11 protein-coding genes are annotated in these 15529 nt (G+C 33.9%); 6 read left to right on the top strand and 5 right to left on the bottom strand.

The window, feature by feature from the left end; translation table 11 throughout:
- The first annotated feature begins 2 nt into the window (after positions 1-2).
- The 3 genes from rnc to pyk all read left to right on the top strand — a co-directional run bounded on the left by rnc (position 3) and on the right by pyk (position 2789).
- Entirely contained in the window at positions 3-737 is a 735-nt protein-coding gene (gene rnc, locus G5V56_RS00370) for a ribonuclease III (RefSeq protein WP_166959576.1), read from the top strand.
- A gap of 124 nt (positions 738-861) precedes the next feature.
- Entirely contained in the window at positions 862-1347 is a 486-nt protein-coding gene (locus G5V56_RS00365) for an IPExxxVDY family protein (RefSeq protein ID WP_166959573.1), read from the top strand.
- On the top strand, positions 1347-2789 hold the full coding sequence (gene pyk, locus G5V56_RS00360) for a pyruvate kinase (protein WP_166959570.1): 1443 nt from the start codon (positions 1347-1349) through the stop codon (positions 2787-2789). The genes G5V56_RS00365 and pyk overlap by 1 nt, the downstream gene beginning before the upstream one ends.
- Before the next feature lie 60 nt (positions 2790-2849).
- On the opposite strand, the gene dinB is transcribed toward pyk, so the two are convergent.
- Positions 2850-3947, bottom strand: coding sequence for a DNA polymerase IV (gene dinB, locus G5V56_RS00355; protein ID WP_166959567.1), 1098 nt, complete (start codon positions 3945-3947; stop codon positions 2850-2852).
- Positions 3948-3989: 42 nt separating this feature from the next.
- Between dinB and G5V56_RS00350 the strand changes: the two genes are divergently transcribed.
- Genes G5V56_RS00350 through G5V56_RS00340 form a run of 3 tightly spaced genes read left to right on the top strand, consistent with a single transcriptional unit; the run spans position 3990 to position 6055 of the window.
- Positions 3990-4652, top strand: a complete 663-nt coding sequence (locus G5V56_RS00350; protein ID WP_166959551.1) for a Rossmann-fold NAD(P)-binding domain-containing protein — start codon at positions 3990-3992, stop codon at positions 4650-4652.
- Positions 4649-5116, top strand: a complete 468-nt coding sequence (locus tag G5V56_RS00345; protein WP_166959548.1) for a CYTH domain-containing protein — start codon at positions 4649-4651, stop codon at positions 5114-5116. The genes G5V56_RS00350 and G5V56_RS00345 overlap by 4 nt, the downstream gene beginning before the upstream one ends.
- A gap of 30 nt (positions 5117-5146) precedes the next feature.
- On the top strand, positions 5147-6055 hold the full coding sequence (locus tag G5V56_RS00340) for an endonuclease/exonuclease/phosphatase family protein (protein WP_166959545.1): 909 nt from the start codon (positions 5147-5149) through the stop codon (positions 6053-6055).
- Positions 6056-6057: 2 nt separating this feature from the next.
- On the opposite strand, the gene G5V56_RS00335 is transcribed toward G5V56_RS00340, so the two are convergent.
- From G5V56_RS00335 to G5V56_RS00320, 4 genes are all read right to left on the bottom strand, one after another.
- Positions 6058-6996 (bottom strand): endonuclease/exonuclease/phosphatase family protein, encoded by a 939-nt coding sequence (locus tag G5V56_RS00335; RefSeq protein ID WP_166959542.1) that lies wholly within the window; start codon positions 6994-6996, stop codon positions 6058-6060.
- Between the two features lie 34 nt (positions 6997-7030).
- Complete coding sequence (gene pbpC / locus G5V56_RS00330; protein ID WP_166959539.1) at positions 7031-9382, bottom strand: penicillin-binding protein 1C; 2352 nt, start codon at positions 9380-9382, stop codon at positions 7031-7033.
- An 87-nt stretch (positions 9383-9469) separates the two neighbouring features.
- Entirely contained in the window at positions 9470-9778 is a 309-nt protein-coding gene (locus G5V56_RS00325; protein ID WP_166959536.1) for an antibiotic biosynthesis monooxygenase family protein, read from the bottom strand.
- A 114-nt stretch (positions 9779-9892) separates the two neighbouring features.
- Positions 9893-15460 (bottom strand): alpha-2-macroglobulin family protein, encoded by a 5568-nt coding sequence (locus G5V56_RS00320; RefSeq protein WP_166959533.1) that lies wholly within the window; start codon positions 15458-15460, stop codon positions 9893-9895.
- Between the last annotated feature and the right edge of the window lie 69 nt (positions 15461-15529).

Below are 15529 nucleotides of genomic sequence, written 5' to 3'. Positions count from 1 at the left end.
GATTGAGACCTATAAGAAACATATTAAATTCCCGTTCTGAAAAAAACGGGAATTTTTTTATACAATTAAAAAAAGTCTTAGGTTTTAAGCCAAAAAACATTCACATATATAAAACAGCATTTACCCATCGTTCTATGAATATAAAGGATAGCGAGGGAAATGCTATCAATTACGAGCGTTTAGAGTTTTTAGGTGATGCTATGCTGGGAGCTGTTGTAGCATCGCATTTATATACAGAAGCTCCCGCAGGCGACGAAGGCTATCTAACAAAAATGCGTTCAAAAGTTGTAAGCAGAGAGCATTTAAATGAATTAGGTAAAGACCTTAATCTTATTGATCTCATTGAAAGTAAAATCGCGACTTCTCAATTTGGAGATAATATTCACGGAAATTTGTTTGAAGCCTTAGTTGGAGCTATTTTTTTAGATAAAGGTTTCAAATATTGCGAAAAGTTCATTTACAAACGTATTATTATTCCTTATGTTGACATTTCTCAGTTAGAAGGAAAGGTTATCAGTTACAAAAGTTTATTGATTGAATGGTGTCAAAAAGAAAAGAAAGCATTCAATTATAACGTCTATGATGATACTGGTAATGATGATGTTAGACACTTTTCTGTAAAATTATCAGTAGACAATAAAGTTGTTTCAAAAGCTAGAGCAACGTCAAAGAAAAAAGCAGAAGAAAAAGCATCAAAACGAGCGTTTTTTGTCTTTCAAAATAAAATGTCGAGATAACCATTAAGACGGCACTCAACTATAACGTTTTAGTTGGAATTTCTTGTTAAGTTCATATTAACATTAAAAAAACTTATCGCTTTAAATATTATAAATATTATATTTACACCGATTTATTTAAGTTATGGCTGTACACAAACTTATCCTTGATGATGTTTTTGAAGAATCGGTATGTACATTAATTGCTATTCATTGCACCATTGAAGATTATCGTTTAGCATATCTTTTAAATCAGAATTTGGGGATTAATCTTGTTAGAAATAAAAAAGACTTAGATTACGACAATGGAAAATCAACATATTCAATTTATAACTGGGAAGATAAAAAGCAACTTTTAACTTGGAATTTAGTTTCTAACATTTGTAAAACTAATGATGTTATGACTACAAGTTCTGGATTATTATTTGAAACAACTCATAGTATTACAAAAACATTCAATTTAATACCAGAGTTAAAAAGCGTAAATTATTTGTTAAAAATTGATGATGAATTACATATAACTAAAGAAAAGTATATTATCAATACCATAATAAGAATCCCACAAATTGCGACAGCCTACACAATTGACATAAGTCAATTGAAATCAAAAGAAAATTTAATTTTTAGCTAATGCCAACAAGAAAGAAAACCAAAATAGTGGCCACATTAGGTCCTGCAACTAGTACAAAAGAAGTTTTAAAAGCAATGCTTGATGAAGGTGTTGATGTATTTAGAATAAATTTCTCTCATGCTGATTATAGTGATGTAGCAGAGCGTATAAAAATGATTCGTGAACTTAATGCGGAATTTGGATACAATGCTGCCATTTTAGGTGATTTACAAGGTCCTAAATTACGTGTTGGAGTCATGAAAGAAGAAGTTGTAGTGCATCCAGGTGATGAAATAATCTTTGCCACAGGAGAACGTTTTGAAGGAACTAAGGAACGTGTTTATATGACCTACGATCGTTTTCCTCAAGATGCAAATGCTGGAGAGCGCATCCTTTTAGATGACGGAAAATTGATTTTTGAGGTTGTTTCAACAGATAGAAAGAGCGAAGTAAAAGCGAAAGTTATCCAAGGAGGGCCTTTAAAATCAAAGAAAGGTGTCAATTTACCAAATACGAATATTTCACAGCCAGCTCTAACAGAAAAAGATATTGAAGATGCTATTTTTGCCATTGGACAACGAGTAGATTGGATTGCACTATCATTTGTGCGACATGCGGAAGATTTAATGCAGCTTCGCGATTTAATTCAAAAACACGCGGATGAAAAAATTCCAATTATTGCTAAAATAGAGAAACCTGAAGCGGTAGAAAATATTGATAAAATTGTCGCTCATTGTGACGGTATTATGGTTGCTCGAGGTGATCTAGGGGTGGAGATTCCTGCCGAAGAAGTTCCATTAATACAAAAACAATTAGTGTTAAGAGCTAAAAAGGCAAGAATACCAGTAATTATAGCAACTCAAATGATGGAAACTATGATTACAAGTTTAACGCCTACAAGGGCTGAGGTTAATGATGTTGCAAACTCGGTAATGGATGGTGCCGATGCTGTCATGCTTTCAGGAGAGACATCTGTAGGGAAATATCCTGTTCAAGTTATCAAACAGATGGCTAATATTTTATTAAAAGTTGAAGACTCACCATTAATTCAAGTTCCACTAACGCATCCACATATTCGTACCAATAGATATATAACAAAATCTATTTGTTATCATGCGGCTAATATGGCTAATGAAATAGATGCAAAAGCAATTTCTACCTTAACAAATAGTGGGTATACAGCATTTCAAATTTCGGCTTGGAGACCATTGTCACATATATTGGTCTTTACCTCGAATAGACGTATTCTTACACAGTTAAGTTTACTTTGGGGTGTTAGAGCCTTTTATTATGATAAATTTGTGAGTACAGATGAGACTATTGAAGACGTAAATAATATTGCCTGTAAGATGGGTTATTTAGAGCAAGGCGATATGTTAATTAGTTTAGCCGCAATGCCAATTCAAAGTAAAGGAATGGTAAATACATTAAGAGTTACAGAAATTACATCGTGCCCTATTTAAGAGCAGTAATTATAAAAGATAAAAAGTGATTTATTGTTTAAAAATAGATCACTTTTTTGGTTAAAACTCAAACTTTAACTGGACACTTACATTTTTTTGTTCAGTTTCTTTATTGGTTTCGGTATTTAAATGGGACATAGAAATTCCTAATAAACGCACCGAATTACTAAGGGTTTCTTGATATAACAAATCTTTAGCGGTTTCTAAAATCAAAGCGGCATCACTTATAAAATAATGTAAGGTTTTGCTTCTTGTTTGCATCGTAAAATCACTGTACTTTATTTTTAAAGTTACCGTTTTTCCTGCCACTTTGCTTTTATTTAATCTTCGTGAAACTTCATTGGCAATGTTACTAAGTTTTTCTAACATAAAAACTTCACTCGATAAATTTTCATTAAATGTGCGTTCTGCGGCTAAGGATTTTCTAATTCTGTTTGGTTTTACTTCACTTGTATGAATTCCTCTAACGACGTAATAATAATACTTGCCAGATTTCCCAAAAAGCTCTTCTAAAAACTCAATGGATTTCGACTTTAAATCTAGTCCTGTAAATATTCCTAATTGATACATTTTTTCAGCCGTTACTTTACCAACACCATAAAATTTCCGAATATCAAGTTGTTCTAAAAAGGCTATAACATCTTCAGGATTTACCGTTTTCTGTCCATTAGGCTTGTTGTAATCACTGGCAACTTTAGCTATAAATTTATTGATTGAAATACCTGCCGAAGCGGTTAATCCAACCTCATTAAAAATACGTTCTCTTATCTCTTTAGCAATCAACGAGGCGCTTGGATTTCCTTTTTTGTTTTCTGTGACATCTAAATAGGCTTCGTCTAAAGACAGTGGCTCTACCAAATCGGTATAATCAAAAAAGATACGTCTTATTTTTTTTGAAATTTCATGGTATCTATCAAAACGCGGTTTTACAAAAATAAGTTCGGGACAGTTACGTTTAGCTAGTAACCCGCTCATTGCACTTTTAACTCCAAATTTCCTGGCTTCATAACTGGCAGTACTTACAACACCTCGTTTTTCGCTTCCGCCAACGGCAATAGGTTTTCCTTTTAGTTCAGGATGATCCATTTGCTCTACAGAGGCATAAAATGCATCCATATCAACATGAATAATTTTTCTGTTACAAGGAAACTCATACATCTTGTAAAAATATAATATCTTTATCAAAGAGAATTAAAAGCGATGTCCAAAACAGCAATTATTATTGGAGCAACAGGTCTTACAGGAGGTCTATTATTAGAATGTCTTCTTGAAGACAATAGGTATAAAACTATAAAATTATTTAGTAGAAGTTCTTGCGGAATAAAGCATTCTAAAATAGAAGAACATCTTGTTGATATTTTTGAACTAGAAAAGCATGAAGATGTTTTTGATGCTAACGACGTTTTTTGTTGTATTGGCACTACCAAAGCCAAAACTCCTAACGAAGAGGCCTATTTAAAGATTGATTATGGTATACCGGTAGCTATATCAAAGCTTTGTGTTAAAAATAATATTGATACGCTGGTTGTAATTTCTGCACTAGGAGCCAACAAAAACAGTACGGTGTTTTATAATAGAACAAAAGGCAGAATGGAAGAAGATGTCTTGAAAGCAAACATTAAAAACATTTATATGTTGCAGCCTTCATTAATTAGTGGAAATAGGGCAGAAAACAGATTTGGTGAAAAAATAGCAAAGATTTTTATGACAGTTTTAAATCCTTTGCTCATTGGAAGTTTTAAAAAATATCGATCTATTCATCCCAGAACTATTGTAAATACAATGATTTGGTTGGCTAATAACACTTATGAGTCAGGAAGGATTCCTTCTAATCGCATTCAAAATATTTCTGATAGGGTATGATAGAGATAGAACGCAAGTTTTTGGTAACTTCTCTTCACTTTAAACAAGAAGCATTCAAAAAGGCTAGAATTATTCAAGGGTTTTTAAATACCCATAAGGAACGAACAGTACGAGTTAGAATAAAAGCAGATAACGGTTTTATAACTGTAAAAGGACAATCTATGGAAGACGGATTATCACGTTTTGAATGGGAAAAGGAAATTCCTAAAGATGAAGCAGAAGCTCTTTTAAAACTTTGTGAACCTGGAGTTATTGATAAAATTCGCTATGAAATAAAAGTTGGAAAGCATACCTTTGAGGTTGATGAATTTTATGGTGATAACGAAGGTTTAATTATTGCAGAAGTAGAACTTGAAAGCGAGAACGAAACGTTTTTAAAACCAAATTGGCTTGGTGAAGAAGTTACAGGAAATATTAAATATTACAATTCGCAGTTAAGTGAGCATCCCTATAATACATGGTAAAATTTAGCGTCATATTTTTTAAATATATTTATGGGAGTTAGCAAAAAGGATCCCTTTAAAACAGGACTTAAACTGATACAATTTTTATTGCAATTTTTAGATGTTACAACTATTTTAGTGTTATTAGCATCCCATTTTGTTATAAAAGAACGCACGTTTTGGTCGTCCATATTTTTTTATGCGTTCCCTTTACCTGTTATTATTTTTATTATTTTAATGATGTCTATTGTTTTAACAAAAAGGTGGCGACGATATAACTTTATAGTGGCTTCAATATTACTGTTAATTTGGTTAGGTAAAAGCTTTAAAGTACACATTCCTGATACTGTTAAAGAATCAGATATAGAAGTTGTTTTTTGGAATGAATCTAGAAAGAATGACTTTCAAAAGGCTTTTAATAAAAATGGAGGTATTCCAGATGTTATGTTGCTTGTTGAATCTCCTAAAAATAATCTTGAGGAGTTTAAACAAAAATATCCAAATTACTATTGTTACAAATCAGACAGAGAACTTTTTATTTTCTCTAAAACACCTTTAGATATTAAAAGTGAGAGTGTCTCAAAATATGGTACAACAGTCATAGATTTTAAAACAGCAGGAATCGATTTTTATGCTGTTGATGTTCAGGGAAGTCCAGATGTACCTAGAGAATGGGAATTAAACTTTGTCAATAAATCTATAACAAGAACAGATAACACTATTGTTTTAGGAGATTTTAATACGCCTTATGAATCCATCTATTTAAAGCAACTTAAAAAAGATTTTAATCAAGCGTTTAACAAAAAAGGGAATGGTTTTAGAGAAACGTGGTTTTATAATATTCCGTTATTGTCGTTAGATCATATTTGGGTGTCTAAGGATTTAAAGGTTTTGAAAACCGAAAAGTTTTTCACTACGGAATCTGACCATAGTATGCTAAAAACCTTTATAAGAAGATGAGTTTATAACTCCAATTCCATCCACATAGGTCTATGGTCTGATATATAATATTTTAAATATTTTTTGAAATTTGGAACACTAGATTGCCAAAGATTTTCGAAAATAGCACTGTCAAAATCAAATACACCGTGGCTAGTAATTTTAGATTTTAATGCGGGTAAAAAAGCAATTTGATCGTATTGTTTATCATTATTAATATTGGAGTAAACCTGCGTAGAATGTTCAGGAAGTTTTAAACCACGCTTCATTAACGCTTCATAAGTTTCGTCTCCAACTTCAACTTTTGGGATATTAAAATCTCCCATGGTTATTATGTTTTTTGAAAAAGAGTATTTTGAGTTTTTACTTAATTCGGCATAACGTGAAATGGCATAAGCTTCAAGTGAGCGTCTTTCAATATCTGCTTTCTTTTCACTTCCAAAGAAAGAATGAACGGTTATAAAAATGAGCTTATTATTATTCCATTCAAAAGAGCACAAATAGGGATTTCTATCAAAGCCATTAAATTTTGTGTTTACGCCTTTAATTTTTATATATCTATGGTCTTTAGGAGGAATAGAAATTTCTGCAATTAAATTTAAAAGTTGCACTTTTTCGTTGTTATAAATAAAGGCAGAGCGTTCGTTATTTCCGCTTTTATCAGAAAAAATTAAATCGTAGTAAGTTGGGAGTTCTAGCTCAATATTGTTTAAGCCTTCAAGGTTTTGATTTGTTTCTTGTATGGCAATAATATCAAACCAACTTATAATTTCTGCAATTAGCTTATAATGTTCATTCCAACGTTTCTGTAAGCCAAGGTTAGCAATATTCCAAGTAGCAATTAATAGTTTGTCATTAGATTTTTTTGGAATTTTCCGCTTAGCTTTATGTGTTAACAGATTTTCAATTTCTTGATTGAGATCAAAATCATAAACAAAATTTGGTTTTGGAAAAGCAGGCATGATATAACAATTTGATTTTTATAAAGTTATGAATTTATTCTGAAATTTCGATCCGTCGTTTGGCTTCATTGCCAAATTCATCTACAACGGTAATGAGGTGCTTGCCTTGCTTTGGAATAATGGCTAACTCATGAATATCTTTGGTACTTCCAACATAGGTTTCATCTACATACCAAAATACCGTGGTTTCAGGTTTTGAGTGGGCTATTTTCAGTACCAAATCGTTAGTTTTTCCATTAAAATCTTTTGGTAAAAAAATAGTATTATTTTCCTTTGGATAAATAAATTGCATAGTCATAGCGGATTCTCCTAAACAATCACTTCTAAATTTTGGTAAGGGTCTGTAAAACGGGTTTTTAGTTTTATAATAATAAGCCATTAGAGGTGGCAGGACAAACCAAGATGTGTTTTTTATGTTATTGATGTCTTCGCAAGATGAATTAACTTGATAGGTTTCCGTTTTATCCAGATGAACAATGATATGATATGGACAAGGTTTTGTTTTAAGTCCGCTTATTTGAATAAATTCGGTTTCAACATCTTTACAATTTGGAGAGGCTCTATACCCGCTTTTTTTACAAATAGAGACTTCTTGCATCTCATCAAAGGGTTTGGCAAACCACTCACTATTTGGTAACAAATCAAATACATCAAATAAAATGGGAGCAGCTGCTTGCACACCAACCAAACCTGGTCGTCCTTCACCATCGGCATTACCTACCCAAACACCAACTACATAATCTTTTGTGGAGCCAATGGCCCAGGCATCACGGAACCCAAAACTAGTCCCTGTTTTCCAAGCTATTTGTTTAGAACCATCATAAAACTCCCAGCTTTCATCACCTTCAGGACGGTTTACTTCCTTTAAACTTTCGTAGGTTAAATAAACAGAAGCAGCATCAAATAATGTTTTATCGTGTGTTTTTTTTCCGAAATCAATGTTTTCCGAAGCTAAAAAAGTGGGTTCACAAAACTCATTGCTGTAATACTCACTTGAAGTTTCAGAAAAATGATTTAAGGTTGAAGACAACGCTGCGTAGCTTTTGCATAAATCCCAAAGGTTACTTTCGGCACCACCCAAAATAAGCGACAATCCGTAATGATTGGCGTTGTATTTTAAATCTTTTAGGTAGAGCATTTTTAAGTAATGATAAAATCGATCTAGCCCAAATTCCTGAAGTATTCTAACAGCAGGCACATTTAAAGAACGCGATAAAGCTTTGCTTGCTGGTACAGCACCGTCATAAGTTTTGTTATAATTTTCGGGATTGTAACTTCCAAATTGAGTGGGAACATCTGCTACTAATGTATTGGGGAGCAAATCACCAGCATCTAGCATAGCTGCAAACAAAAAGGGCTTTAAAATACTTCCTGTACTCCTGGGTTTATCTATAATATCCACATCTTTTTGATGGGTTTTATCAGTTGGTGAATTGCCAACATAGGCTAAAACTTGCCGTGTTTTTACATCTAAAATTAAAACGCCTGCATTGTAAATTTCATTCTGACTTAATTGATTGTAATGGGTTTTTACAATTTGATTAACACGTTTTTGCAAGTGCATATCAATAGTGGTTTGAATACTTTTACCGTTATAGGATTGTGATACTTTTTGCAATAAATGAGGAGCTATTTGAGGTAACGGATAGGGTCTTTGTGGTAAACTTTCGGCTATTGATAAAGAATAGGTTAACGAATCTATCACCTTATTTTTCAATAATTTTTTAAGAAGTGTATTTCTTTTTTTTAATAAACGCTCATGATTTTTTCCTGGATAAATAAGACTGGGAGCATTGGGTAAAACGGCTAAAGTAGCACTTTCTGCCCAAGATAATTCGTTAGGATTTCTATTAAAATAGCGCCATGATGCAGCATCTAGTCCCACAACGTTTCCGCCAAAAGGTGCGTTACTAGAATAGTATGCTAGAATTTGATCTTTGCTTTCACGAAGTTCTAATCGCGTTGCTAAAATAATTTCTATAAATTTTTCAAAATAGGTGCGTTTTTGATTTTTTCTAGATAACCGAATGACTTGCTGCGTTAAGGTGCTTCCGCCCCGTTTTATGCTACCAGATGTTAGATTGTCTCGTAATGCTTTAAAAATAGACACAGGATTAAACCCTGGATGCTTATAAAAATACTCATCTTCAAACTGAATGATACAGGTTCTGAATTTCTCTGGAATACTATCGTTTTGTGGGAATCGCCATTGTCCATCGTCAGCTATTTGCGCCCCCAACAATTTATTTTTTGAACTTGTAATAACAGTAGCTGTTGGGTCTTTAAATAGTTGTTTTGGCAAACAAAAATAATAGGCAATTAAAAGTACAACTATAATTGCTGACTTTATTTTATGACGTTTTATATAAGCTATTATTCGTTTCAAGTTTTAAATGAAGTGTCATTGCGAGGCACGAAGCAATCTGTTCAATTTAAAATGATTGCTTCAGTCATGCTTCCTTCGCAATGACAGTTATTTGTTAAATTCATACTCGCGTTCAACTTTACATATTCGTACGTTATACCAACTATACCAATCTTGTCTGCCTTTTTGTTGCGCAACAAGATGGTCTGTGTGTTGTTTCCAGTTTTTAATGGCTTCTAAACTTTCCCAATAACTTACCGTAATTCCAACATCATTTCTGGCGCTATCCAATCCTATAAATCCTGGTTGTTGTTTGGCAAGTTCTTCCATAACGTTTGCCATGTCTGAATACCCTTTAATGTTTTCATTTTGGGTTGAGGTGAAAATAACAGCGTAATAGGGCTTAAATTTTTTCATATATCAAGGATATTAATACAATCGTCATTACAAAAGAAACGAAGTAATCTCTCTATTTTAAATTCAATTAAAAGGATTACTTCAGTTATTCTTTCTTCATAATGGCGATATATTTTATTTTTCAACCGTTACCCATTGTCCTTTTGTTCGCACTAAATACTCGTTATCATACATAGCCTCCGCTTGAATTCCAAGTAAATAATAGGTTCCTAAGTAAGATGCATTTAGCATAACACTAAACGTTTTGGTGCCATGATTTCCTTTTTCTGGTAAGTCAAAATAGAAATTTACACGATCGTCTCTAATGTCGGTATAACGTGCTTGACTCACTGTTGTATCACCAAAATCGGTAAATCGGGTATTGACAATTTCCCAACCAGATGGGAATATTTCGGTTAATGCTACGTCATTGATGCGTTCATTTTTTAAATTACTAACGCTTACCATTGCCACAAAATCTTGACCTTGTTGTAACTTAGATACATCTATTTTATTTCCCTTTAAATCTTTGTATTGCACAGAAACGCTTAAACCGCGTTGTTCTGCTAATTCTTGTCCTAATGGCAGCTTTCCTGAATTTAAAACACGCACATAAACGACATTACTTATATCGTTTTTTACCGAGATAGTATTAGCGCCTTCAATAACTTTGATATCACGTTGCGCAATAGCATTTTTGGTGTTGATGGTTTCAGATTTTCCGTTAACACTATAGGTTACTTTTAGTGCTTTTCCTCCGTTTGCATTTACCATTTTTGCCATAGCCAATAAACTATAGGCGGTGGTTTGTGTGCTCATCCATCGGTAACTTGACAAATCTTTGGCAATATATTCAGCAAGTTCTCGCATGTTAGAGTTTTTAGTGAGCACCATAGTTTCTAAGGCCATAGCACGATTTCTATCTACCGAACCATAGGTGTAATAATTGTAATCATGAGGTTTGAAGTTGATGTTGGCTGATTTAGAAATGTTATCACTAGCTTCTTTTTGTCCAACCAACGCATACGCAGCAGCCAAACGCCATTTGGCTTCATTTGAGATTTCCGAAAACTCTCGTAAACGGTTCATACTAGCTAAATCTGGACTTCCTGCTAATGCCAACGTGTATAAACGATATGCTTGTGCGAGATCTGAATTGTAACTTCTATAACTTGGTCTCCAATCTCTAGCAGCTTGTTTTTGGTATTGAATCCAGTTGCTTTTAAAAGTTAATGGTAACACATAGCCTTTTTTCTCGGCTTCTATCATAAAATGACCTGCATAACTAGTACCCCAATCATTCGTGGCGTTTTCTCCCATCCAATAACTCAAGCCTCCATTAGGTTGTTGAAAGTGACCTAAGCGAATAATCCCATTTTTGATATTGTTTTCAATATCTTTTTTCTTGTCGGCTGTTAAATCGAAAATATCATTTAAGAATAACTGCGGAAATACGCTCGAGGTGGTTTGCTCGATACAACCATGAGGATACTGGATTAAGTACTGTAATCTGCGAGAAAAATCCATTGGAGGCAATGTTGAAAACTCAATGGTTGCCGAATTTGTTCCAGGTATACCAAAGGTTGAAAAGTCAAGAGTTTCACTGGCATTTGCGGTTACAGTTTTATCAATTGCTTTTGATGTGATTGGGTTTGGATTAACAACATCGATGTCTACCTTATAAGTTGACTTTTCGCCATTTCCTGAGGCAATAACTTCAACAGTATTTATACCTTTTGCTTTGCTAACATCCAATTCAAAATATGTCATTTGTTCATTTGGTTGTGCAAATGTTAAAGCTTTGGTTTGGTCTCCAACAACTGAAATCCCATGACTTAATTTTAAACTAATGTTTACGTTTTTCACTTGAGGTTCCATGGCAAACACCGTTACCGGTAAGGTTACTTTTTCACCTGGACTTAATTTCCGCGGAAGCGAAGCCAATACCATTAACGGTTTTTTAACTTGAACAGATTTGTCGGTGCTTCCGTAGGCTTCATTCTTATTATTTCCAGCCACAACCATAGTGCGAACGGCACCAATATAGTTTGGCATTTTAATGGTATGTTTAGCTGTTTTTCCTGCTTCTAACGTGAAAGGGCCTAAATAGGTAACTACGGGTTTAAACCGATTGGCTTTTTTGTTTTTTCCAGCTAAGGCACTACCGTCACCACCAATTGCAAATACTTGATCAATACTTCCACTGTACGCGCCAATAACATCATCAAATACATCCCAAGTTTTTACACCTAAGGCTTCTCGTTTATAAAATTCGTCCCAAGCATTCGGAGTTTTAAATCGGGTTAAATCCAATAAGCCTTCTTCAACCATCGCTATAGTATAGGTCATGGGTTTTTTATTTTTTTCAGAAACAGATACTTCAAAGGTTTGCTCGGGGCGTAATACATCGGGCATTTTTAATACGGGTTCTAATTTGGTGTTGGGATCTTCAACCATCATAGGAATAATGCCGTATAAACGAATAGGTAAATCATTGGCTGTAATGGCGTGAGGCTGTAATAGTGAAATATTAATGAACACATTAGGCGCCATATCTGATGTGACAGGAATCTTGACTGTAGTTTCGCCTTGTTGAGTTTTTACCCATTTGTAATCCAATACTTCGGAGCCGTTTTCAATGCTCACTAGTGCACGACCTTCACTACCCGATTGAAAGGTAATAGTTGCAGTTTCGCCCACATTATACTGTTCTTTATCGGCTGAAAACACTAACATTTTAGCAGCTTCTTTATCTCCCGGTGGCGTATACCAATTTTTGTAGAAATAGGCAGTTCTACCAGTTGCGTGACCACTTACAGGGTCTGAAATTCTGATGAGGTAGCGTCCGCGTTCCTTATCAGGGATGTTTAAATTAAAATGCCCTTTTCCGTTTTCATCGGTATTTACTTTGGTATCGAAATACGGTCTGTGATAGGTGCTTGACACATAACTGGACAGATTATCGTAAGATGAACTCCACCACCAACGCCACTCAATTTTATAGATTTTCACTTCTAGATTGCTGCGTTTAACGGGTTTCCCTTTAGCATCAACCACAACCACATCAAAGGTTTGATTTTCGTCTGTGTAAAATGAGCCGTAGGCATTTCCTTTAGGAGAATGCAACCCAACAAACGATTTGTAAGGTGCATATTGTTTTGTAAACGCATCCATAGAGAAGTCGCCTCCATTTTCAAAAGCACGCACTAAAAACTGAACATTTAACATGCCAGGCGCATTTTTACCGACCTCTAGTTTGTTGTTTATTTTAGCAGTACCGTTTTCATCTACTTTTCCTTCAAAGACATTAACCTCTTCCGTATTAAATTGACGCGTAGGGTCGTTAAAGGTATAGTCCTTATAATTTTTAAAACCTGTATAAGACGGACTTATTTTTGCTTTAATTTCTGCTTTTAGGTTTTTACCAGGAGCGCCATGAAGCCAAGTAACATCGAGTGTTCCTTTAAGCGGTTCGTTACTTGTAAGAACTTCATTTTCAAAATCCACTTTAATTTTAAGACGATTTGGTTTAACCGTTTCAATTTTTAAGCCTTTGTAAAACGTAGCGCCTCCAACCGATACTTTGGCGTTATAATTTCCTGTGTTGTCTTCGGAAGATGTTGGTACAGTGAATTTATAGAAATTATTAAGATTATCAGCTGTAATATTTTTATAAACCAATTTGCCATTTGGGTCTGTAATTTCGAGTTTAACAGGATGCCCTTTTGGTAACGGATTGGTTTCATCATTTAAAATAAAGGTAAGATGCAACGTGTCTCCAGGTCGCCAAACACCACGCTCACCATACAGATAACCTTTAAGTCCGCGTTGTAATTTATTTCCAGACACATCAAATTTACTTAATGATAAGGAGTTGCCATCTGCAAGTTTTAAGTAAGTCGTATTTTTGCCTTTTGTAACAATAGCAAAAGCTGCATTTTTATTTAAATCGAATAAGGTTAAACCGTCTTCATCGGTTATTTTGCTAGCCAATTCTTGTTGCTGAAAATTGTAAAGTTTTATAGTAGCATTAGCTTCTGGGTTCGTGGTTAAAATATTGGTAACCGCAAAGTAATACGAATTATTGGCGCCTTGTTTTGCAATAACACCAAGGTTTGATGCTAACAAGTTTTGAGATACAATTTTTGATTCGTTGTAATACGCCTCATGGCATGGGTTATTTTCTTCACGCCAATTATAATTGTAGTCTTTGTAGCGGTAGGTGAGGTTATCCCAATATTGTTCTTCTCGTAATTCTTCATCTTCGGTAATGGGTTCGTTATAATCGCTGTCATAATAATCGTCTTCGTGGTAATCATTATAGCCATCATCTTCAGAATTACTAACGGAAGCATTTGCAGTACAATCGTATAAAGAATAACTTTTACTGAAACTCAATTCTACACGATAAATAGCGCCAGGATCTGCTTGAAAAAATTTAGACAAATCAATACTGTAGGCTTTCCATTTTCCCGTGTTTTCTGCTTCGGTTTGAAGTTGAATGGTTTGTTTGGCTATGCGTCTACCTACTTTTCTAATGTTATAAGCATTGTTGCTATTTAAGTTATCATCTTGTAAAAACTGAAGAATGTTATCTTGAAAAATTTTAATAATTCTAACATCAACTGCACTAAGGTTAACCGCTTCAAAATTAAATTTTAATTCTTGTGAATTTGGTAAAATGGTTCCGTTGCTAATAAGGCGAACGCTAGGTTTTAAGTCTTCAAAAGCTATGGTTTCCGAAAACGGTTTTTTAAGTTTAAACCCGTAGGTGTTGTTGATGCCTTGAAAAACATCTACCTGAATATTGCCAACCAATTTGCTATCTGGATATACTTTTAAAACATTGCCATCAACAATATACTTGGGGTTTTTTACCTTTTGAATGCTTACTAAACCATCAAAATTTTGTTGTTTTTTTAGAGGGTCTGAAAAGTTAATTGATACATACTGTTCGGGTGATTGTACCACATCCACATCCACAATAGTAAAGTTGTTAATTCCTGGAATAAGCACTGTGTTTTCTCCTTTATTTTCCGCTTTTATAGGAGAGCCATTCCATGTTAGCAGAATATTGCTATCGTCTGTTTTTCGGTTAATGCTATCAATTTTAAATTCGAAAACTTTAGCATTTTCAGAAGCTTCATTGAACACAATGGGCAGGTCTTTTCCACTTTGAGTTGCCTTAACTAATTGTTTTGCTTTTTTTAAAGATATGACATCGGCAGAGCGCATCATAGCATTTAAATATTGCCATTCTTTACTGTAAGATTGTAAATTGTTGGTTGTAATGGAGAAACTTGGTGTAATGGTTTTAAACTGAAACGTGTAGGTTTCAAAGTCGTTAGGAATGTCTTTATAAATGTCATCTAATTTGACGCTTACTGTATATTCAGTAGAAGGATCTAAATGTTCATCAGGCATAAAAGCAAGTGTGTGCTTGTTTACAACAGTTAATGTTCCTTCAACGTAAGGCGATATGGAAACAATATCATTGGTGATTTTTTGTCCCATTTCCCATCCTTCAACTTCTTTAGCAAGATTAATTTGAATAGGATCTGCTACTGAAACTAACCCGGCAGATGTATAACTGATATAATCTCGAAATTTAAAAATATTGTTTGTTTCAACGGGGTTTTTTTTACAGGATATCGCAAATGTGATTAACAGAACTAATGCGAAATTTTTTTTTAATAATGACATAGTTTGATGGATTTGATAGATAATAAACTTCAAAAACAGAAATGTAGGCGATTCCTTGTTAAAATAAGT

The sequence above is a fragment of the Yeosuana marina genome, from assembly GCF_011762485.1.
Taxonomy (GTDB): Bacteria; Bacteroidota; Bacteroidia; order Flavobacteriales; family Flavobacteriaceae; genus Yeosuana; species Yeosuana marina.
The sequence above is the reverse complement of the archived record's forward strand: the minus strand, read 5'-3'. Positions and strand labels throughout refer to the sequence as shown.